An 18,930-nucleotide genomic window follows, 5' to 3' on the forward strand; every position below is an offset into this window, starting at 1 on the left:
TCACGCGTGCCTTTTGCGGCAGTATCCGCGCCAAAAGCTCGCTGCTAAGCCGCGTACTCGCCTCGTAAAACGGCACGCTGCGGCCGATCATATCGTCGAAAACCGACGCGACGCTGGCGTCAAACTCGAACTGCTTTTTGATAGGCTCTTTAAAAATTTCGTCTTTCATCTGTTTCCTTTTTTTGCTTTGCTATTCGCGCAGTACCCGTCTTGCGGCCGCCGAGCGCAGGATTTTTGCCGCACTTGCCCGCGCGGATCGCCTAAATTTCAGACGCGGCGCGCGCTCTTTGATTGTGGACGCGCTACATCTCGGCTCGCGCCGAGCTTCGAGCTGCAATCTAGTCGGCGCGGAATTTACGCGAGTAAATTTTATGCTCAGCTTAGCGCCTTGCGAGCCTAGAGCTCGCGCCGTTAAACTTTGGCTTTTAAATTTTATGTCGCCAAATTTTGCACCGCTAAAGCAGCCTCTTCAAATTCTTTAAACATGGGCGCATAATGCTCAAAAGCCCTGCAAGCGGAATTTCGTAAGCATTTTACGATTTTGCGCACCGCAAATTTTAAGCTCGGTAAAATCTGCGCTTGGCTAGACGCGAAATTTAGCGGCTTAGCTCCTGTTTTGCATTCAAGGGTTAGCCGCTAATTTGGGCTTTGCCACAGCCAAATTTGCGCGATCGCCAATCTTGTCGCAGCTTGCGTCCGCTTCGCATACTTAAGCCAAAAGCGCATTAAGGCTCCGAGAGCGGAAAGCGCTACTAAATTTCGCGACCTTGCAAAATCCGCTCCGCTTCGGCGACGTCTTTTAAAATTTGCTCTTTAAGTCGCGCCGGATCGGTAAAATTTTGATTTTCGCGCAGGAACTTTATAAATTTCACGTAGGCAAATTTCGCGCCGCTGTTTTTGTCCATAGCCTCTAAATTTTTATTCTCGGCGCCCAAGCTTTCGCTCGCCGCAAAATTCTGCGTAGAAATTTCGGCCGAATTACGCGCTGAAATTTCATCTAAATTTTGCGCAAAATATGCTGCTTGCTCCCCGCAGCACGGCGGGCGATATTGCGCGGAATTTACAGCCTCAAAGCCTGCAAACTCCCCTAAAATGTGTGTTTCAAGCGCGAAAGCCCCGTCGGTGCTAAGGCGCTCTCCCACAAAGCTCACGCTTTTGTATCTTGCGCCGCGCACGCTCGTGATAGTTGCGTAAACGCCGCTTTTTGGGATAAAAAACCAACCAGGCTCGAGATTTAGCGTCGCTACGAACTCTCGCGCCCCGCGCCCCTGGCCGCGCACGATCCGTCCGCAGAGCTCGTAATCTCGCCCTAAAAGCTCTGCCGCCGCTTCGCACCGTCCGCGCGACAAAAGCTCCTTGATCCTGCTTGAATGCACACCGCTGCCGCTCAAGCAAAACTCCCCTACGACGCAGGTTTGCCCGCGAAATTCGCGCTGCAAAAACTCCACTCCGCAGGCTCGATCGCGCCCGAATCTAAAATCCTCGCCGACGACGATTTTTTGTAAATTTATGAAATTTTGCCCTAAAAGCTCGATAAATTCGCCTCCGCTTAGGTTTTTGATTTTGCTAAGCTCACAGTAAAATATTTTTTTCTGCGTGAATGCGCTGCGAAACGCAAAGGGCGTGAGCTTGCTTCCAATGCCCGTCAAAACCACGATTATGGCGCCATGCTCGCCTAAATTTTCAAATAATTTTTGATGCCCCAGATGCATACCGTCGAAATTTCCGATCGCTACGGCGCGGATCTCCTCGCGGGCGGCGTTTTGCGGCGAGGCAAAAATTTCGCCCTTCTCAAATTCCGCTTTTAAAATTTTGCGCAGACCCTCGCTGCAAGGCATTAAAGCTTCGCTTTCCAGATGGTTCTCACTCTCTTGCGAAGGGGATTTGGGCGGATTTTGCTTTAAAATTTCATCCATTATTTCTGCTTCGTCCAGACGATTTTTTTGGTGTCGTAGCCGCTGCGCTTCGCCTTTTTTAGATAAACGATGCGGATCGGCTCGGGTAGGGTTTTGGTGCGCGAGAGGATATACAGCTCGCTTGTATCGGCGCCGAAGATCAGGGCGTAGCGATAGTCGCCGTCCACCTGCGCCACGCGGTAGAGGGAGTCGGAAATCAGACCTTTTTGATAGAGCAGACCTACGTTTTTATCGCCCGCAAACTCCAACACGTGCTGCTCGTTTTCGATTTTACCTGAGCTTGTTTTGGCGGTTTTTAAAAGATTGATCGTGGAGTTTTTATCGATAAAGCACTCGTACGCGGTGTTTTGCAGCTCGCCGCCGCCCTTCATACGGGCGATCTCATACCAGCCGCCGCTAAATTTAGCTATGTCGAAGTTTTTTACGATCGGCGCTTTGGGGTTTAAGCTTTTAGCGCATGAGCCCAAAAATAGCGCGCAAAACGCCAAGATAATTAAGTTTTTAAATTTCATCGTTCATCCTTTTTAGAAGATAGAAAAATTCCCTATTTCCCTCTTTGCCCGTGATTTTGCAGGCGCCGGCATGCAGCGTGGCAAGCCCCAGCTCGGCGCATAGCTGCTCAAATTTCGCCCGTGCGACGCACACCGCTTTTTCGTCCTTGAGCACGCCTTTTTTATTTCGCTTCGCCTCCGTGCCCACCTCGAATTGCGGCTTAAATAGCACGATGAGAGCGCTTTTTGCAAGGCTAGCGAGACTTTTTAGGATCAAATTTAGCGAGATGAAGCTCACGTCGCAGGTAATTAGATCAAATTTTTCCTTGCTCGCAAACTCCCTGATGTCGGTGTTTTCGCGCACGATCACGCGAGGATCGCGCCGCAAAATTTCGCTTAGCTGCGAGCTGCCGACGTCAAGCGCAGTCACGCTCTTTGCGCCGCGCTGCAATAAAATCTGCACGAATCCGCCGGTGCTGCTACCCACGTCCAAAACATCGGCTCCCGCTAAATTTAAAATATCTTTTTGCGAGGGCTCTGCTTGCATAGGCTCCGCACTGCCTTCTCTGCGGCACGCGTCTACCTTTCCACCTGATTTAGAGGCTTTCGCCGCATTTAAAATCTCTGCCGTCTCGGCGTCTGCGTCCGTTTGTAAAAGTCCTGCCGTTTCGGCGCCCGCGCTCGTCTGTAAAAATTCCACTGTTTGCTTGCCTGCACCGGTTTGTAAAAGCTCCGCCGTCTCGGCGCTAGTTTTTGCGGTACGGAGCGCCTCGGTAGTCGCTTTCGCGCTCTTTGTCGTCGCGACAGCCGCGCTTGGAATTTCGGTCGTCTCGTTCGCGCCTAAAATTTTATCCGTAGTCGCAAAATCGACACTTGAAATTTGCGTCGTTACTTCGCCCGCTCTTTGCGTCGCTGCCGCTTTGCTATCCGCGCTCTTTGCGTTGCTATACGGCTTTGAAATTTCTGCCGCCGTGCTAGGCAAATTTGCGCCGCAGCTTGCCAAAAGCCCGTTTTCGGCTAGCTCATCCAAAAAGCCCGCAAGCTTGAGCGCGCCCCTGCTTACGTAAATTTGCTCGGTAGTGCAGATTTCGCCGCTCTGCTCGGGCGCGATCTGCACAGAGGGTCTGTTTTGCACGGCGCCTCGCAGCAAAATTTTATCCTGTTTTATCAGCGCAGCGGCCTGATTTCTGCTGATTTTAAGCGTATTTGCGACGAGCAGATCAAATCTCATTTTGTCTTTTCTCCGCGCCGCGATGAAATTTTAAAGCTTGCGCAGTTTTTGCGCGAGCTTGAGCTTAAAATTTTATCGCGCATAGCAAAGTCGCGTGCAGCAGTGTCGCAAGGCTCAAACTTTAACCCGCGCCGTGCCGCAAATTTAGCCATACTGCGCATTGTAAATTTCCGCTCGCCGTGCGTTGCAAATTTTATTTTGCCGCTAGCGAAAATTTTAAAATTTTTCCTATCGGCGCAGTGTTTGAGTGGCGCAAAATTTGAGATATTCTTGCTTGCAGCCGCATCTATTGGCATCGTGTGCGCCGTCTTGGCGCCGCGGCAGGCAGAGCCCGCGCGCCTAGCAGAAACCGCCTCTCGATTTGCTACTTTTGCACGTACCTCAAAGCCTGACGATACTGCGCCGACCGCTCGATTTGCTATCCTCGTTTCTAGCGGCAAATTTACCGCCTCCTCACACTCTTTAAAATTTTTAAAATTCTCGCGCTTCGTAAAACACGCAAGCGCCGCAGGACGAAGGTTGCTTTTGAAATTTAATCTCGCGCCGTTTGCGTGCGGGTTTGTCACAAAGCAGAAGACCTTCACTTGCCGCTCCCTGCGAGCGCTTCAGGCTCGCTCTTGCTAGGCGAATTTGTGTCGGTCGTCGCTAGGCTCGCAAGCGCTTCAAACTCGCTTTCATCAATCACCCGCACGCCAAGAGAGCGAGCTTTTTGCAGCTTGGAGCCCGCTTCTGCGCCTGCGAGCACGAAGTCGGTCTTTGCCGATACCGAGCCCTGCACTTTCGCGCCCATCGCCAAAAGCCTGGCCTTAAACTCGTCGCGCGGACGGCTGAGCGTGCCGGTGATGACGACGCTGCGGTCCGTGAAGGCGCTTTTGGTGGTCTGTATCTCGGGCGCGCGAGGCATGATGATTTCGCTTAAATTTAGAATTTTTTCGCGATTTATCTTGCAAAACTCCGCTAGGCTTCTTGCCATCGCCTCTCCAAAGCCCTCCAGCCGCAGAATTTCATCCTCGCTCGCATTCAGCCAATCCTGCCCGAATGCCGCGGCGATCTTGCGCGCGGCCACCTCTCCGATGTGTTCGATCCCTAAAGAAGCGATGAAGCGCTCAAGAGGCGCGTTTTTGCTCGCGTTTATCGCGCCCAAAAGATTTGAAATTTTTTTATCCGCAAAGCCCTCAAGTCCCGCCAAATCCTGCGCGCCTAGGGCGTAAATATCGCCGATCTTTGAAATTTTGCCGCTTTCAAAAAGCTGCGTGATCGTCGCGTCGCTTAGCCCTTCGATATTCATGCATTTTTTGGAGCAGAAATAGATCAGCGAACCTATCACACGCGCCTTGCAATCGAGATTTTGACACTTTATGAGCGCGCCTTCGTCAAGCAGCTTCTCGCCGCAGACGGGGCAGCGATCGGGGCGCGAAATTTCGCTCTGCATGCCGTCTCTGCGCTGTTTGTAAACGCTCGTGATCTTCGGGATCACGTCGCCGCTGCGGATGATGCCCACGAAATCGTTTTTCATCAGCCCCAGCCGCGCGATCTCGTCGAAATTATGAAGCGTCGCGTTTGAAACGTTCGCACCATCGATATTTACGCTATCTACGACGGCTACGGGGGTGACCGCGCCGGTGCGGCCTATCTGCAGATTGATCTCGCGCAGTCGCGTTACCTTTTCGACCGCGGGAAATTTATACGCGACCATAAAGCGCGGAAATTTCACCGTATAGCCCATCTGGGCGCACTTTGAAAGCTCGTTTACGCGGATTACCATGCCGTCTAGCATCAGATCTTTGCTTGCGCGCATGCTATGCAGCGCCTCGTACGCGCTCCTGATCTCGCTCGCGTCCTTGCAGATGCGGCAAAACTCGTCGCGCAAAAAACCTAGGCTACGCACAAACTCCATTATCTGCGAGTGCAGCGCAAAGCTTAGCGAATGCTCGCCCACCCCCCACGGGATAAATTTTAGCTTCCGCTTCGCTACGATCGCGCTATCTAGCTGCCTTAGGCTTCCTGCGGCTGCGTTGCGCGGGTTTGAAAACAGGCTCTCGCCGTTTGCGGCACGCTCATCGTTTAGCGCGTCAAAATCGCTCTTTGCGATCAGCGTCTCGCCGCGGATCTCGATCCTTTGCGCGTAGGGGATCTGAAGCGGCACCGATTTGATCGCTCTTGCGTTTTGCGTCACGTCTTCGCCTATAAGCCCGTCGCCGCGCGTCGCCGCGCTTATCAGCACGCCGCCTTCGTACGTTAAATTTAGGCTCGCGCCGTCAAATTTCGGCTCGACGTAAAACTGCGCGTCGCTCTTCTCGCCGCGAGCTAGCCACGCCAAAAGGTCCGCGTCGTCGAAAATATCCTCCATCGACCACATCTGCGCGCCGTGAGCGAGCTTGGAAAAGCCCTCGCTGATCGCGCCTCCGATGCGCCTTGTGGGCGAGTAGGGCAGCGCTAGCGCGGGGTTTTGCTCCTCGAATTTCTCAGCTTGCGAATAAAGCTCGTCGTACTCCTCGTCGCTTGCGATCGGCTTATCGTCGGTGTAATATGCCCGTGCCCACGCATTTAGCGTATCTACGGCGGATCTGTATTCATCGTAATTCATCTTGCGCTCGCATCTTTAAATTTTAAAATTCCATGCGCCGTTAAAATTCCGCATTCCGCTAAAATTTTACGTTGCGTTAGAATTTTACGCTCTGTAGCGGGCTTCTGTGCCCCAAACAGTGCGCCGCATAACGAGTAAATTTTAAATTCCATCGCCGAACTCCTTGAGCGCGCGCTCGTAATCAGCCGGCGTATCGATGCCGATGCTCGCAGTTTCGATACCTAGCATCGCGATCTTCTCGCCCGCGCTTATGGCGCGAAGCTGCTCGAGTTTTTCGGTATCTTCTAGCACCGAGGCGGGCAGAGCGCAAAAGCGCTTTAAATTTCGCACGCTGTATGCGTAGATGCCGATGTGTCCGAGGTAGTACTCGCATGCCGCACGCGGATAGGGGATGAGCGAGCGCGAAAAATATATCGCAAAGCCCGCGTTGTCGAGCACGAGCTTGACTAAATTCGGATCCTCTGCCGCCTCTTGGCTTATGTATTTGTAGCAGCTTGCCATAAATGCGCCCTTTTGCGCGATCATGGCGTTGGCGAAATCTTTAAATTTAATCAAATTTTCGCTCTCAAAAAAGGGCTCGTCGGCTTGGATATTGATGATGATCTCATCCTCCGCAAGCGCTGCGTTCGCGACCGCTTCAGCGATGCGGTCGGTGCCGCTTTGATGCTCGCGCGCAGTAAGAACGGCGTCAAAGCCGTAATCTTGCGCGATTTTTAAAATTTGCAGCTCATCCACGGCAATCAGCACGCGGTCTGCCTTGGCGGCATTTTGAGCCGTTTTGATAAACATCGGCACGCCGCCGAACTCACATAAAATTTTATTTTTAAAGCGCGTCGAAGCAAGGCGCGCGGGGATTACTATCATTTTTTTATCCACTCCATTATGGCGTTTTTGATCTCGTTTTGCTCCACGACGCTGGAGTGTACCTGCGGCGCGCTAAAAAGGCGCGAGATCTGCGGCGGAATGTCGCTGCGAAATTCCTTCGAAAGCGCGATCATATCGGCTCGCTCGTCCTCGCAAGCCCTGCCTTTAATCGCGCCGATCATCGACGGCGTAAATTTAATCCACTTCGCGGTCGAGATGACGAGATTTAGGCGGCTTTCGTCAAGCAGCTTAAAGCAGGTCGCCGTGTGCGGGTCGATCAGCACGCCGCGGCTGCTTTCTTGCTTGATAAACTTAGCGCACTGCGCATCGTCGCAAAAATCCGCCTCGAAGACCTCGCGCAGCTTCGCAAGCTCGCTCGCGCTAAGCTGATAAAATTTATCTCGCGCCAGGCTTTGCATCAGCTCGCTCGTGCGCGTATCGCCGAACATATCGCTAAGCAGCCGCTCGACGTTGGAGCTAACTAAAATATCCATCGCAGGGCTGATCGTGCGGATGAGCTCGCGCCCGCGCAGATCGTAGATCCCGCTCGTAAAAAGCTCGGTTAGGATATTGTTCGCGTTTGAAGCGATCTTGATTTTACCGATCTTTGCGCCCATTTTTTTGGCGAAATACGCTCCCAGCGCGTTGCCGAAATTTCCGCTAGGCACTATGACGTCGAAGCTGTTAAATTTAGAGCCCTGTTTTGCGCTCTGCACGCTATTTGCGCCCGCCGCGTCAAAATTTTTACCGCACGCCTGGCACTGATCGCTTTGCTTTAAATTTTGCTCGGGGCTCAATACGCCGTGCTTTGAGAAATAGATACTAGCGTAGAGGTAGTAGATGATTTGAAATAAAATCCTGCCGAAATTTACCGAGTTTGCGGCGCTTAAATTTAAATTCGCCCGCGCGAGTTCGTTTTTGAAATCATCATCAGCTAGCAGCGATTTTAGCGCGCGTTGCGTATCGTCGAAGTTGCCGCGCACGCCTAAAATTTTAAGATTTGCCGCGCTTTGTTTTACCATCTGCTGGCGCTGTATCTCGCTCGTGCCGCCCTGTGGGTAGAGGCAGACCGCTTTGATGTTTTCGTCGTCCGCAAATGCCTCCAGCGTCGCAGGCCCCGTGTCGCCGCTCGTGGCGCACATTATTAAAAATTTTTCATTCCTGGATTTTGCGATGTTTTTTAAAAGCGCGCCGAAGGGCTGCAGCGCCATATCCTTAAACGCGAGCGTCGGACCGTGGTAAAGCTCCAAAATATAGGCGTTTTCGCTTAGTTTTTTGATCTGGACGGGGCAGGCTGGGTTTTCAAATTTATCGTAGCGCCCAAGCGCGCTCTCAAAGACCTCGCTGCTTACGTCAAAATCGAAGCTCTCGATGATTTTAAGCGCGATCTGTTTGTAGCTCAGATCCTCGCACTGCTTTAAAAAATCCTCGCTTAAAAGCGGCAGCCGCTCGGGGCTGAAAAGCCCGCCGCCGCGCGCGCTCGGATTTAGCAGCGCGTAGCTAAGATCTGCTTTTTGCGAAAAATCTCTCGTTGAAACCAGTTTCATCTTTTTCCTTTTTAAAATTTTAAAATTTACGCCCGCCTAGGCGCTTTAAATTTGATCGCTTAGACTGCTTGCGCGGACTTGCTTGCGGCATTGCGGTTTTAAGCCTGCCGTCTCCGCGCTCGCGTCTAAATTTCTTCCTTTATCAAACTTCCTATGCCGCCGTCCGTGAAAAGCTCAAGCAGGATCGAGTGCGGAATTTTGCCGTTGATGATATGCGCGGCATTTGCGCCGTTTCGCACGCATTGCAGGCACGCATCGACCTTTGGGATCATGCCGCCTGCGATCGTGCCGTCCTTTTTAAGCTTCGAAATGAGCGCGGCATCGAGTTTGCTGATTAAATTTCCCTCTTTATCAAGCACGCCGTCAATGTCGCTTAAAAATATCGCCTTGCTCGCTTTTAGCGCGGCTGCGATCCTGCTGGCGCAGAGATCGGCGTTGATATTAAAGCTCACGTTTTCGTCCGCCTCGCCGCCCGCAAGCGGGGCGATCACCGGCAGATAGTCCTTTTGTAGCAGGTCATTTATCAGCTTGGTGTTTACCTCGGTGATCTCGCCTACGAAGCCGTATTTTTTCTCATCGAGGAATTTTGCCCTCAAAAGCCCGCCGTCCTTGCCGCTGATGCCGATCGCGGGCGCGCCGTTTTGGTTCAAAAGCGCCGTGATCTCTTTATTTACCGCGCCGCTTAGCACCATCTCGGTAATTTCGATCGCGTCTTTATTCGTTACGCGAAGACCGTCCTTAAACTCGCTCTGCACGCCGATCTTATCCAGGGTCTGATTGATCTTTTTGCCGCCGCCGTGCACGACGATGATCTTGATGCCGACCATATGCAAAAGCACGATATCGCGGGCAAAATCAAGCTTGAGCGCATCGTCGGTTTGCGCCGCGCCGCCGTATTTGACGACGAAAATTTTATCTCTAAATTTACGGATATAGGGCAGCGCGGAGATGATGACTTCAGCGGTTTTGCTCTTTTTTATCATAAAATTCCTTTAAAAACCTTATTTTATCATAGCTTGGTTTATGTAGTTTTGAATTTCGCGGATAAAGTTTTCGCTTAGCTTTAAATTTAGCAAAATCACCGAAATTTCCGCGCCCAAATCCCTTAATTTCACGTAATCTTTCGCCGTGCAAAGGATATGCTCCGCATCCTCGCGCCTTAGCAGCTCTAAAATCTGCTCTTTTTTGAAATCATAATGATCGGGGAAAAATGCGTGGGCTTTTGCGAGCGGCAAAAACTCTTGCAAGCGCCAAGGTTTGGCGATAGCGCTGATTAAGATCGTGCGGGATCTCTCAAAACCCGCCTCTTTGGAGTTTGAAATTTTATCCTCGGTAGGGTTTAAATTTGAAATTTTATCTGCGGCAGAATTTAAATTTAAATTCGAAATTTTATCCGCAGCGGAATTTGAAATTTTATCCGTGCCGTTTAGCGCGCCTTGCAGATCCGCCGCCGAAACAATTTTAAACTCCTGCGAGATGTCGCTCGGAGAGGGTATGAAATCCGCAAATTTATAAAAAAACGGCGGGGAGCGATACGCGGCGAAGGGCAGGCAAAAGGGCAGCTTTGGCGCGCTTTGAGGGCGTAGCAAGATATCAAATTTAGAGATATTAAATTTAGAAAATCCGTCGTCCAAGATCACGAGCTCAAAGCCGAGAGTTTGCGCGCGCAATATCCCTGCGGCGCGATCTTCGCTGACGATCACGTTCGCGCCGCGTAAAAACAGCGCGTATTCCATCGCCTCGTCTCCGCTTTGCCGCACGTCGCAAAGTACCCGTCCGCCGAGCGCTACTTCGAGCAAGCCTCTGCTTTTGCGCCCGTATCCGCGAAGGATGATGCAGGTTTTAAACTCCCCGTTAAATTCTTTAAAAAGCGCCCGCACCAGCGGGGTTTTACCGCTACCGCCGAGGGTTAAATTTCCAACGCTGATTATCGGAATTTTAAATTTCTGCGGCTTAGCAAAGAGCCTTTTTAGACAGACGATCAGCGTATAAAGTAGCGAAAGAGGCGCTAAAATCACTCCTAGCGCAAGCCACGCGGGGCTCGGGTCGTATAGGTTTCGCTCGATTAGGAGTTTAAACACGATTTTGCGCTATCTCTTTGATCTGCTCGCAGATGTAGCTCACATCGTCGTCGCTAAGCGCCGTGTAGATCGGCAAGGATAAAATTTGCTGATAGTTTTTAAGCGCATTTGGGAAATCATTGACCTTGTAATTATATTTGCTTTTGTAGTAGCTTAGCAGATGCACCGGCACATAGTGCAGCGAAACGCTCACTCCGCGCGAGATCAGCGCCTTGGCGAAATCATCGCGGTTTTTGTCGATCTTTACGATGAATTGAGTATAGATATGCTCCTCGCTGTCGCTTGGAAGCGTCACGTGAGGGCAGTTTGCGAGCTGCTCGCGATACGCTGCGGCGATCTGCTTGCGGCGCTTTATAAAGGCGTCGGTTTTTTCAAACTGAGCGATGGCGTAGGCGGAATTTATGGCGTCAAGATCGTATTTTTGACCGATACGATCGACGTCGTAGGTAAAGGACATATTGCCGTCTTTGTAAAAGGCGTCTCCCACGATGCCGCCGTTTCTTAAAATTTGCGCGGCGCTTGCTATCTCATCGTCGTTCGTAACGAAAAAGCCCGCCGTAGAGATCGCGTCTTGCGCTTGAGGATTGATCTGAAAGCACGATATGAGCGAGCTTTTAAGCGCTCCGATTTTTGCGCCTTTATAGGTAGCGCCCATAGCGCGGCACGCATCGTCTATAAGGATGATATTTTCGCTTTTGGCGACCTCGCTGATGGCGCCTATATCTGCAGCAAGCCCCGCGATGTGCGAGATGAAAGCGCATTTTAGTTTCTTGTGGCGGTTTTGATCTATCGTGCGAGCAAGGCTTTCGCTCGTGATGTTAAAGCTTATCGGATCGATATCTACGAAAACGGGCTCTGCGTCGAAGTGGCGGATCACTTCGGCGACGTTTGGGAATGAATTTACGGAGCATAAAATTTTATCTCCGCGCTTAATATCCATCGCACAAAGCGCCAGATGCAGCGCCGTCGTGCCGCTCGTAGTCGATACGGCATGCTTTACGCCGAAGTATTTACAAATATCCTCTTCAAAAATTTCGCTATATCTTATATCGCTGTTGTAGAGGGCGCTTTTAATTAAATCTTCCTCTTTTTTATCGATTTGAGCCTTATAAAACGGTATCTCTTTCATAATCTCTCCTTAGTGTGCGGGCTCTATGCGGGCGACCGCGGGCGCGCGAAGCTTAAAATTATTTTTAAGAATTCTACGGATGATAAATTTCACCAGCTCTTGATTGTGGCGCGAGTTTTGCAGATATTTTAGATCGTTTGCGTTTATTCGCTCGCCTGAGCGAAATTTCGTCCGCAGCGTTTCGTGCGAAAAAATATCTTTTAGCACGCTATCTAGGATTTCGTAGTCGTATCCGAGATCCTTTTCGTCGCTTTGATTTTCCCATAGATCGGCGCTGGGAGCTTTTTTTATGATCGCATCGTCTATGCATAAAATTTTTGCGAATTTAAACAGATCGGTTTTGAAAATTTCGCCGATCGGATTAAACGCGCAGGCCATATCGCCGTAGATCGTGCCGTAGCCGAGCATCCGCTCGCTAAGATTGCTCGTGCCTACGACTACGCCGCGTTTTTGCGCGCTGTAATCATAAAGCAAGCTCATGCGTATTCGCGCGGCGAAATTTCCGATGCGAAGCGGGCTTGCGCCCGGATTTAAGGCGATAAAGCTCTCTATAAACGGCGCTATCTCTTTGATCTCGTAGGGGATATTAAAGGATTCGCAGTGAAAGATCGCATCGGCCATATTTTCTAAATTTGAATTACCGCTAGGCAGGATAAGTCCGTAAGTGGGGATCTCCGTAAGAGCGCAAAGTGCGGAAACCACGGCGCTGTCAAGACCCCCGCTTATACCTACGACGAAGGCATCTGCGCCCGCCTCATCGAGTTTGGCGGATAAAAAATCGGTCAGTTGCGGCAATAAGTCGTCCAAAAGCATTTAGCTAACCTTAAAATTTTATATTAACTTTGAAATTTTAGCTATTTTTGGCTAAATTACGGCTTTAATATAAGCTTAAAAGGAGATTTTGATGCAAATTTTAAAAAGAGCTTTCGGCGAATACGTAACGAATTGCTACATCGTAAAGGGCGAGCAGGGCGATCTGGTGATTGATCCGGGGCAGGGCAGCTTTGATTGGGTTATGCAAAATACGGGAAAGATCGCGGCGGTTTTGAATACGCACGGGCACTACGATCACGTTTATGACGACGCGAAGCTGCAAAGGATGGGCGCTAAAATTTATATCCACGAGGAGGACGCCTTTATGCTGCGGACCGATCCTTTTGAGACGATGCCGGAATCCATAGAGGCGGACGTGCTCATAAAAGGGCAGGAGCAAAGCCTTGAAATAGCAGGCTTTAACGTTAAATTTAGTCTCTTTGCAGGACACACGCCGGGCAGCTGTATGATAGAAGTAGGCGGCGTGATCTTTAGCGGCGACGTCATATTTAAAGGCTCTATTGGCAGATGGGATTTTCCGTTTTCAAGCGGCGCGCAGATGAGAGAGTCTCTGCATAAAATTTTGCAGATAGAGGGCGATTTTACACTCTATCCGGGACACGGCCCAAATACGAGCCTAGCGGCCGAGAGGCAAAATTTAAAATATTTTTTGCAATTTTTTGAGCGGTGATCGTTTAAATTTAACTGCGCTTAGTCGCACAATAAGCGGTGAAGCGGTGTAAAGCCGGTCGGCGTTTGAGATTTATACCGCTTTGCTCGTGGGCGTTAGAATTTATGCCGCTTTGCTCGCATTGCAGGCGCCGAAATTTACCGCTTTATTTGCCGCTGCGGGCGTTAAATTTTGCGCTGCGTTCGCACGATGCCTGCACCAGCATGCGCTGCGCAGATAAAATTTTAAAATTTACCGCCGCTTGATTAAATTTAGCTAAATTCCGCGCCGCCGCGCGTACAAGACGTAAAACATAATGCACGAGGCGAAATTAAAATTTCGCGCCGCCGTACCGACCCTAGCCGCTACAATGCGATCTAATCCGACTTGAGCCCGCTAAATTTAGCTAAATTTCACATCCCGCCGAATGCAAAATTTTCCCCGCGAGTCGATAAATTCAGTAAATTTTACGCGTTTTAAAGGCGCGCATCACGCCCGAAGCCGCACGTAGATACGCCTCGGGGCGGGGTAGCCCTCGATCGTGCGCGAGCTGTCGAGCGGGTCTAGGAAATTCTCCAAGCTCTGCCCGTCGATCCACTCCGTTTTGCGCTGCTCGCTAGCATCTGTGGGCTTTTGAGCCAAAATTTCAAAATCTCTAAATTTCGCCCGCTCGCACCAATTCTGTAGCGCGCCGACGGTCGGGACGAAGTAGATATTTGAAATTTTCGAGTAGCTGTTTTTCGGACACAGCGCGAAATAGCCCGCCCCCTCGATATACATCGTGTCTAAAAACACCTCGCCGCCCGCATTTAGCGAGGCTCGCAGATCTTTTAGCATCTTTACTGGGTCGCTGCGGTGGTAGATGACGCCGAGGCAGAAGATCGTGTCGAATTTATGCTCGTAAAAAGGCAGATGCTCTACGCCCAAAAGCTCGAATTTCGCGCCGCTGCGGAGGAATTTTTCGATGAAGCGAAACTGCAGATAAAATAGCGCGCTCGGGTCAAACCCCACAAGCCGCGCAGGCGCTAGCTCGCCCATACGAAACATATAGTAGCCGTTGTTGCAGCCCACGTCGGCGACGGTTTTGCCGCTCAGATTTAAAAATGGCCGCAGCAGGTTAAATTTAACGAAGCTTCGCCACTCGGCGTCGATAAAAAGATCATTCAGCGCGAAAGGCCCCTTGCGCCACGGCTTTAGCGCTCGCGCGATGCGCAAAATTTCATTCTCTTGCTCCGCGCTTGCGTTAAAGCTTGCCCGCACGACGTCGCCGCACTCGCAGCTGCACTCGCCTATTTGCAGCGCCTCGATCGCGCTTAAAATTTCGCGGTTTTGCCCGCTTTGCAGCTTTTTAAAGTTCTCGTCTCTGATTTTTTGCAGATCCATTTTTAATCCTAAAATTTCAAATTTAGCGCTATTTTAACATAAAATTTTATCCATTTTAAGGCGCAAAGAGATAAAATCGACTTGCAATTCAAGCAAAGGAGCAAAAAATGCAAGAAGCAAAAACGAGAAAATTTAGTCTCAGGTTTAATCACGAAATTTCAAGTAGTGGCGCAGAGGTGCGGCTTTGGCTGCCGTTAGTGCTGCAAGAGCCCTATCAGAGGTTGCTTGGCGAATATCATGCCCGCTCAAATGCGCAAGAGTCTGCTATCTGCGGAGATCATATAAGCACGTACTACGCGCGCTTCGCACCCGATAAAGAGGCAAGAGCGGGCGTCGGCAAATACGGCGAGCAAGGTGTCGTAGGCGAAGAGGATGATTATTTTGAGCTTAGCTTCGATATTGAAATTTCGGAGCGAAACACCGATTTTAGCAAAGTAAGCTTTAATGAAAATGAGCGCTTGAGCCCCGAGATCGAGGATTTTTTAAAGCCATCAAAGCTAATTTCGGTAGAAGGCGCTGCGAAACAAAAATCAGACGAGATCTCCGGCTCGCTTAAAGGCGATCTGGAAAAGGCGCGCGCGATCTACGAGTGGGTCGCAAAAAATATGAGCCGCGATAATAGCGTGATCGCATGCGGCAGCGGCGATGCAGCAGCGATTTTAAGCAGCGGCAAGCTAAGCGGCAAATGCGCCGATATTAATAGCGTGTTCGTATCGCTCTGCAGGGCAGCGGGCATTCCTGCTCGCGCTATTTACGGCATCCGCACGGGCGCAGCGCAGAAATTTTCTCCTGAAATGGGCGTCATGGGCGCCTTAAGCGGTGGTGCGCTTGAAATTTCGGGCGCGCAGCACTGCAGAGCGGAATTTTATCTAAAAGGCTATGGCTGGATCCCTGTCGATCCTGCGGACGTTACGAAGGTGCGACTCGGCGAAGGCTTAAGCGAGGATGATTCTAAGCTGGCGCAGGTGCGCGAATATCTTTTCGGTAACTGGGAGCCGTGCTGGCTGGGCTTTAACTATGCTCGCGAAATCGTGCTAAATCCGCGTCCGGCACACGTTCCGATCGAAATTTTTTCGCATCCGTATTGCGAAGTGGGCGGCACGCCGAAAGATCCGTACTCGCCTAAAAATTTTATCTACGAGTATTTTTCGCGAGAAATTTAGCCTTCTGACGGCTTGCATTTTGCTGCCTCGATTTGCTTAAGCTAAGCTGCCGCGCTTCGTCAAAGCTTAACCGTTTCATCGAAACGCACGCTTGGCTTTGCGACAGCGGTGCTTTTTGCGTGGTTTAGCCTACGCCGCCAATACATACTGCCTGCGCGCCTAGGTTGCGGGCTATCATGCCCGCTTTGGCGAAATTTCGCGCCGTGTCTTTGGGCGAAATTTTGAAATTTTAAAATTCCGCGGCGAGCAAAATTATAAAATTTTAAAGCGAGCGGAATTTTAAAATTTTAAATATGGATAGAATTTTAAAATTTACGGCTTGCAGAATTTTAAATTTAGCGATTTCAAAGCCGCAAAAGGCTAAAATCCATGCGTAATTAGGGCTAAGGCTTAGCCATTTTATTTTGAAGGCATTTCATGCAAAGACGCGATTTTTTAAGAAACACTGCGATTTTAGGCGCCGTTATGGCAACTCCGAGTACCATTTTGGGCGGGGAAAAAGTCATTGGCAAAAAGAGAGCTTTCGGGCTATCGCTAAATCACGAAATTTTGGAGAAGGGTAAGCAGACGCGGCTTTGGATACCGCTTCCTCTCATCACGGAGTATCAAAAGGTAAGCGACATAAAATTTGACGGCAATTTCAACGATCCGTCCGTGGACTATGGCGAAATTCCGACGCTCTATGCCGGCTACGTCGGTGTGGCAAAGCCCACGCTAAATATTAAATTTAGCGTCGAGACCTTTGAGCGAAATACCGACTTTAGCAAGGTGAAATTTAATCCGAACGAAAAGCTTAACTCCGAGGTGGCGAAGTTTTTGGAGCCTAGCACGCAGATTCAAATCGACGGCGTCGTCAAGCAAAAATCAGACGAGATCGCAGGCGGCATCAAGGGTGATCTAGAAAAGGCGCGCGCGATTTATACGTGGGTGGCGAACACTATGCAGCGCGATAACAGCGTGCTAGGTTGCGGACTAGGAGACGTGAAGCAAATTTTAAGCAGCGGCAAGCTAAGCGGCAAATGCACCGACATAAATAGCGTTTTCGTCGCACTTTGCCGTGCGCAAGGCATAGCCGCAAGAGAGATGTTTGGCATCCGCGTCGGCGCGTCGAGATTTAGCGCTCAAATGGGCGCCGCGCCTAAAGACGGCGTCAGCCATATCTCGGGCGCGCAGCACTGCAGAGCGGAATTTTATCTAAAAGGCCACGGCTGGATCCCGGTCGATCCCGCAGACGTTACAAAGGTGCGATTGGGCGAGAAGCTAAGCAATGACGACAGCAAGCTCGCTAAAATTCGCGAGTATTTATTCGGCAACTGGGAGATGTGCTGGATCGGCTTTAACTACGGCAGAGACTTCACGCTAAGCCCACGCCCAGCGCAGTTTCCGATCAATAATTTCGGCTATCCTTATGGCGAAGTGGACGGCAACACGCTTAATTACTACTCGCCGAAAGATTTCAGCTACGATTACAGATCGAAAGAGCTGTAGCGGCTCGCGTTTTGCTATGCGGCGGGCTAGCTTGGGCTTTTGAGCGGCATGCAAAAGACTTTCGGCTAGGCGATTTTGAAGCGGATACATAAAGGCACGCCTGATTTGCGTGCTGCCGCGTCTGCATTGGAAAAAAATTCCGCGCCTTGTTTTGGCGTGGAATTTTAAAATTTCAAGATGAACGGAATCTTAAAATTTTGATGCGCAAGATTCTAAAATTTTGATAGCGCTTCGAGCGATTTTGTGCGCTCTAAGCGATCTAAATTATGAGCTAAATTTTACGATTAGCGGCGTTAAATTTAGCAGCGTAAAGCGTCACGCTGAAGCCGAATAAAAAGAAAATAGAGCTGCCGCGAAAATTAAAATTCCGCAAAAATATATTCGTTAAAAATCAAGCTCGTGCTCTTAAAATTTAAGGGTATAATTACGAAGAGAATTTATAAAATTTAACCGAAGGAGAGACCATGAAAAAATTTCGTTCACTGCTGCTGTGTGCGGCGGCGGCTGCGACTTTGAGCGCCCAGGGTGAGGATAAAGTAGAAAAAATCACTTCGATCGACATCTATGTTTCGCCGTTTTATTCGGCTAAGGAGGGCAGGCCCGAATACGTGCACGTTTACGAGCCGATCGACGATCTGTTGATGAAAAACGACGTGGCGAGCCTAAAAAAGGCGATCAAAATCATCGAGGACGCCCCGGATATGGTCGCTCCGACCACGCTGATGACCGTCGCTGCACGCGCTTATGATCTAGGCCTTAAGGACGACGCAGTGTTTTGGTTCTACGCGGGCAAAAATCGATTCCTAACCTTCGCTCGCGTCATCGACATCAAGGACGAGATATTTCGTGAGACCGAGTCCGCGAACGCGGCGTTTTTACAACTCGTCGGCAACGTGGTAAATCCATACGCATTCTGCGATCTCGCTAAACAGCGCGATGCGGCGGCACGCGCCAGGGACTGGGTCAAGGCACACCCGTATAAAGCGATATTTGATGAGAAATTTCCATCGCACTTCGCAGATCGCGCCGCCGCGCTCAAGGCAGCCGAGGACAAAATGGACGCCGCGCTACTTAGGCAGGACGAGTTTTTCGCAGACCCCACTAAAAAGGCGGACTTCCTAGCCAAGCGCAAAGCAAATAACGCGGATAAGCGCTTCTGCGATTAGTGTCGCTTAATCAGCGGCACTTTTGAAAAATCGGCATTATTTGAAATTTTTAGCTGCCAAAAATTTAGTGTCGTATTTTATCTCTTCAAGCGGATCTGCGCGTGGATTTAAAATTTTATGACGTAGAATTTTATCGCTAACGGCACGCAGTGAAGCTTTGATATAAATCAGCCTAGATCTGTTTAAAATTTAGCAGAAGCTCGCACGCAATTCTATTTTGCATAAATTATATCGAAAACTAACACAAAATCAGATCTAAATATTGCTAAAATTCCAGCCGTTTGGCGATGTAAAATTCCACCGCTACCGCCTAAAAATCGAAGTTTTTTAAATTTAGCCGCGCGGTGAAATTTTATCCGTTTTTATATACGAACATTATATAATTATCAAAATTTTTTCCA

The 18,930-nt window shown here is 50.0% G+C and carries 16 protein-coding genes and 2 pseudogenes; 4 read left to right on the forward strand and 14 right to left on the reverse strand.

Going from position 1 to position 18,930, the window contains the following annotated elements; all coding sequences use genetic code 11:
• The 13 genes and pseudogenes from Q0117_RS01510 to nadE form a co-directional block, all read right to left on the reverse strand.
• Window positions 1-169: pseudogene (locus Q0117_RS01510) on the reverse strand (carboxy-S-adenosyl-L-methionine synthase CmoA); the annotation flags it as partial.
• Window positions 170-752: 583 nt separating this feature from the next.
• A complete protein-coding gene (locus Q0117_RS01515; RefSeq protein ID WP_297921571.1) occupies window positions 753-1,916 on the reverse strand; it encodes a riboflavin kinase in 1,164 nt (387 codons plus the stop codon).
• Window positions 1,916-2,428 (reverse strand): lipocalin family protein, encoded by a 513-nt coding sequence (locus tag Q0117_RS01520; RefSeq protein ID WP_297921574.1) that lies wholly within the window; start codon window positions 2,426-2,428, stop codon window positions 1,916-1,918. The genes Q0117_RS01515 and Q0117_RS01520 overlap by 1 nt, the downstream gene beginning before the upstream one ends.
• A pseudogene (locus Q0117_RS01525) lies at window positions 2,418-2,918 on the reverse strand (SAM-dependent methyltransferase); the annotation flags it as partial. The gene Q0117_RS01520 and the pseudogene Q0117_RS01525, both read right to left, overlap by 11 nt.
• 716 nt (window positions 2,919-3,634) lie before the next feature.
• Window positions 3,635-4,222 carry a hypothetical protein gene (locus Q0117_RS01530; RefSeq protein WP_297921577.1) on the reverse strand — a complete coding sequence of 196 codons (588 nt, stop codon included), beginning with the start codon at window positions 4,220-4,222 and terminating at the stop codon, window positions 3,635-3,637.
• On the reverse strand, window positions 4,219-6,225 hold the full coding sequence (ligA, locus tag Q0117_RS01535; RefSeq protein ID WP_297921579.1) for an NAD-dependent DNA ligase LigA: 2,007 nt from the start codon (window positions 6,223-6,225) through the stop codon (window positions 4,219-4,221). The genes Q0117_RS01530 and ligA overlap by 4 nt, the downstream gene beginning before the upstream one ends.
• Entirely contained in the window at window positions 6,222-6,377 is a 156-nt protein-coding gene (locus Q0117_RS01540; protein WP_297921582.1) for a hypothetical protein, read from the reverse strand. The genes ligA and Q0117_RS01540 overlap by 4 nt, the downstream gene beginning before the upstream one ends.
• Window positions 6,367-7,089, reverse strand: coding sequence for a 3-deoxy-manno-octulosonate cytidylyltransferase (kdsB, locus tag Q0117_RS01545; protein WP_297921584.1), 723 nt, complete (start codon window positions 7,087-7,089; stop codon window positions 6,367-6,369). The genes Q0117_RS01540 and kdsB overlap by 11 nt, the downstream gene beginning before the upstream one ends.
• Complete coding sequence (gene thrC / locus Q0117_RS01550) at window positions 7,086-8,636, reverse strand: threonine synthase (RefSeq protein WP_297921586.1); 1,551 nt, start codon at window positions 8,634-8,636, stop codon at window positions 7,086-7,088. Before thrC ends, kdsB begins: the two co-directional genes overlap by 4 nt.
• Window positions 8,637-8,761: 125 nt before the next feature.
• Window positions 8,762-9,619 carry an acetylglutamate kinase gene (gene argB, locus Q0117_RS01555; protein WP_297921589.1) on the reverse strand — a complete coding sequence of 286 codons (858 nt, stop codon included), beginning with the start codon at window positions 9,617-9,619 and terminating at the stop codon, window positions 8,762-8,764.
• A gap of 18 nt (window positions 9,620-9,637) precedes the next feature.
• Window positions 9,638-10,717 carry a tetraacyldisaccharide 4'-kinase gene (locus Q0117_RS01560; protein ID WP_297921591.1) on the reverse strand — a complete coding sequence of 360 codons (1,080 nt, stop codon included), beginning with the start codon at window positions 10,715-10,717 and terminating at the stop codon, window positions 9,638-9,640.
• Window positions 10,710-11,846, reverse strand: coding sequence for a DegT/DnrJ/EryC1/StrS aminotransferase family protein (locus Q0117_RS01565; RefSeq protein ID WP_297921594.1), 1,137 nt, complete (start codon window positions 11,844-11,846; stop codon window positions 10,710-10,712). Before Q0117_RS01565 ends, Q0117_RS01560 begins: the two co-directional genes overlap by 8 nt.
• A 9-nt stretch (window positions 11,847-11,855) precedes the next feature.
• Window positions 11,856-12,659, reverse strand: coding sequence for an NAD(+) synthase (gene nadE, locus Q0117_RS01570; RefSeq protein ID WP_297921597.1), 804 nt, complete (start codon window positions 12,657-12,659; stop codon window positions 11,856-11,858).
• A 91-nt stretch (window positions 12,660-12,750) separates the two neighbouring features.
• Here nadE and Q0117_RS01575 point away from each other — a divergent pair, with 91 nt between their 5' ends.
• Window positions 12,751-13,350 (forward strand): MBL fold metallo-hydrolase, encoded by a 600-nt coding sequence (locus Q0117_RS01575; protein WP_297921600.1) that lies wholly within the window; start codon window positions 12,751-12,753, stop codon window positions 13,348-13,350.
• 468 nt (window positions 13,351-13,818) lie between these two features.
• Here Q0117_RS01575 and cmoB read toward each other — a convergent pair whose 3' ends face one another.
• Window positions 13,819-14,712: a tRNA 5-methoxyuridine(34)/uridine 5-oxyacetic acid(34) synthase CmoB gene (gene cmoB / locus Q0117_RS01580; protein ID WP_297921603.1), complete on the reverse strand. Its 894-nt coding sequence runs from the start codon at window positions 14,710-14,712 to the stop codon at window positions 13,819-13,821.
• Between the two features lie 107 nt (window positions 14,713-14,819).
• Between cmoB and Q0117_RS01585 the strand changes: the two genes are divergently transcribed.
• From Q0117_RS01585 to Q0117_RS01595, 3 genes are all read left to right on the forward strand, one after another.
• Window positions 14,820-15,875 carry a transglutaminase-like domain-containing protein gene (locus tag Q0117_RS01585; RefSeq protein ID WP_297921605.1) on the forward strand — a complete coding sequence of 352 codons (1,056 nt, stop codon included), beginning with the start codon at window positions 14,820-14,822 and terminating at the stop codon, window positions 15,873-15,875.
• Window positions 15,876-16,292: 417 nt separating this feature from the next.
• Window positions 16,293-17,363: a transglutaminase-like domain-containing protein gene (locus Q0117_RS01590; protein ID WP_297921607.1), complete on the forward strand. Its 1,071-nt coding sequence runs from the start codon at window positions 16,293-16,295 to the stop codon at window positions 17,361-17,363.
• Window positions 17,364-17,827: 464 nt separating this feature from the next.
• On the forward strand, window positions 17,828-18,529 hold the full coding sequence (locus Q0117_RS01595; RefSeq protein ID WP_297921609.1) for a cytochrome-c oxidase: 702 nt from the start codon (window positions 17,828-17,830) through the stop codon (window positions 18,527-18,529).
• The last annotated feature ends 401 nt before the right edge of the window (window positions 18,530-18,930 follow it).

Origin of the sequence: uncultured Campylobacter sp. (assembly GCF_937997535.1) — a bacterium.
GTDB lineage: Bacteria > Campylobacterota > Campylobacteria > Campylobacterales > Campylobacteraceae > Campylobacter_B.

Coding starts and splice junctions, on each gene's coding strand:
- cmoB (WP_297921603.1), bottom strand. CDS start 14,712: ATGGATCTGCAAAAAATCAGAGACGAGAACTTTAAAAAGCTGCAAAGC.
- thrC (WP_297921586.1), bottom strand. CDS start 8,636: ATGAAACTGGTTTCAACGAGAGATTTTTCGCAAAAAGCAGATCTTAGC.
- Q0117_RS01575 (WP_297921600.1), top strand. CDS start 12,751: ATGCAAATTTTAAAAAGAGCTTTCGGCGAATACGTAACGAATTGCTAC.
- Q0117_RS01520 (WP_297921574.1), bottom strand. CDS start 2,428: ATGAAATTTAAAAACTTAATTATCTTGGCGTTTTGCGCGCTATTTTTG.
- Q0117_RS01585 (WP_297921605.1), top strand. CDS start 14,820: ATGCAAGAAGCAAAAACGAGAAAATTTAGTCTCAGGTTTAATCACGAA.
- ligA (WP_297921579.1), bottom strand. CDS start 6,225: ATGAATTACGATGAATACAGATCCGCCGTAGATACGCTAAATGCGTGG.
- Q0117_RS01515 (WP_297921571.1), bottom strand. CDS start 1,916: ATGGATGAAATTTTAAAGCAAAATCCGCCCAAATCCCCTTCGCAAGAG.
- Q0117_RS01595 (WP_297921609.1), top strand. CDS start 17,828: ATGAAAAAATTTCGTTCACTGCTGCTGTGTGCGGCGGCGGCTGCGACT.
- argB (WP_297921589.1), bottom strand. CDS start 9,619: ATGATAAAAAAGAGCAAAACCGCTGAAGTCATCATCTCCGCGCTGCCC.
- nadE (WP_297921597.1), bottom strand. CDS start 12,659: ATGCTTTTGGACGACTTATTGCCGCAACTGACCGATTTTTTATCCGCC.
- kdsB (WP_297921584.1), bottom strand. CDS start 7,089: ATGATAGTAATCCCCGCGCGCCTTGCTTCGACGCGCTTTAAAAATAAA.
- Q0117_RS01565 (WP_297921594.1), bottom strand. CDS start 11,846: ATGAAAGAGATACCGTTTTATAAGGCTCAAATCGATAAAAAAGAGGAA.
- Q0117_RS01590 (WP_297921607.1), top strand. CDS start 16,293: ATGCAAAGACGCGATTTTTTAAGAAACACTGCGATTTTAGGCGCCGTT.
- Q0117_RS01540 (WP_297921582.1), bottom strand. CDS start 6,377: ATGGAATTTAAAATTTACTCGTTATGCGGCGCACTGTTTGGGGCACAG.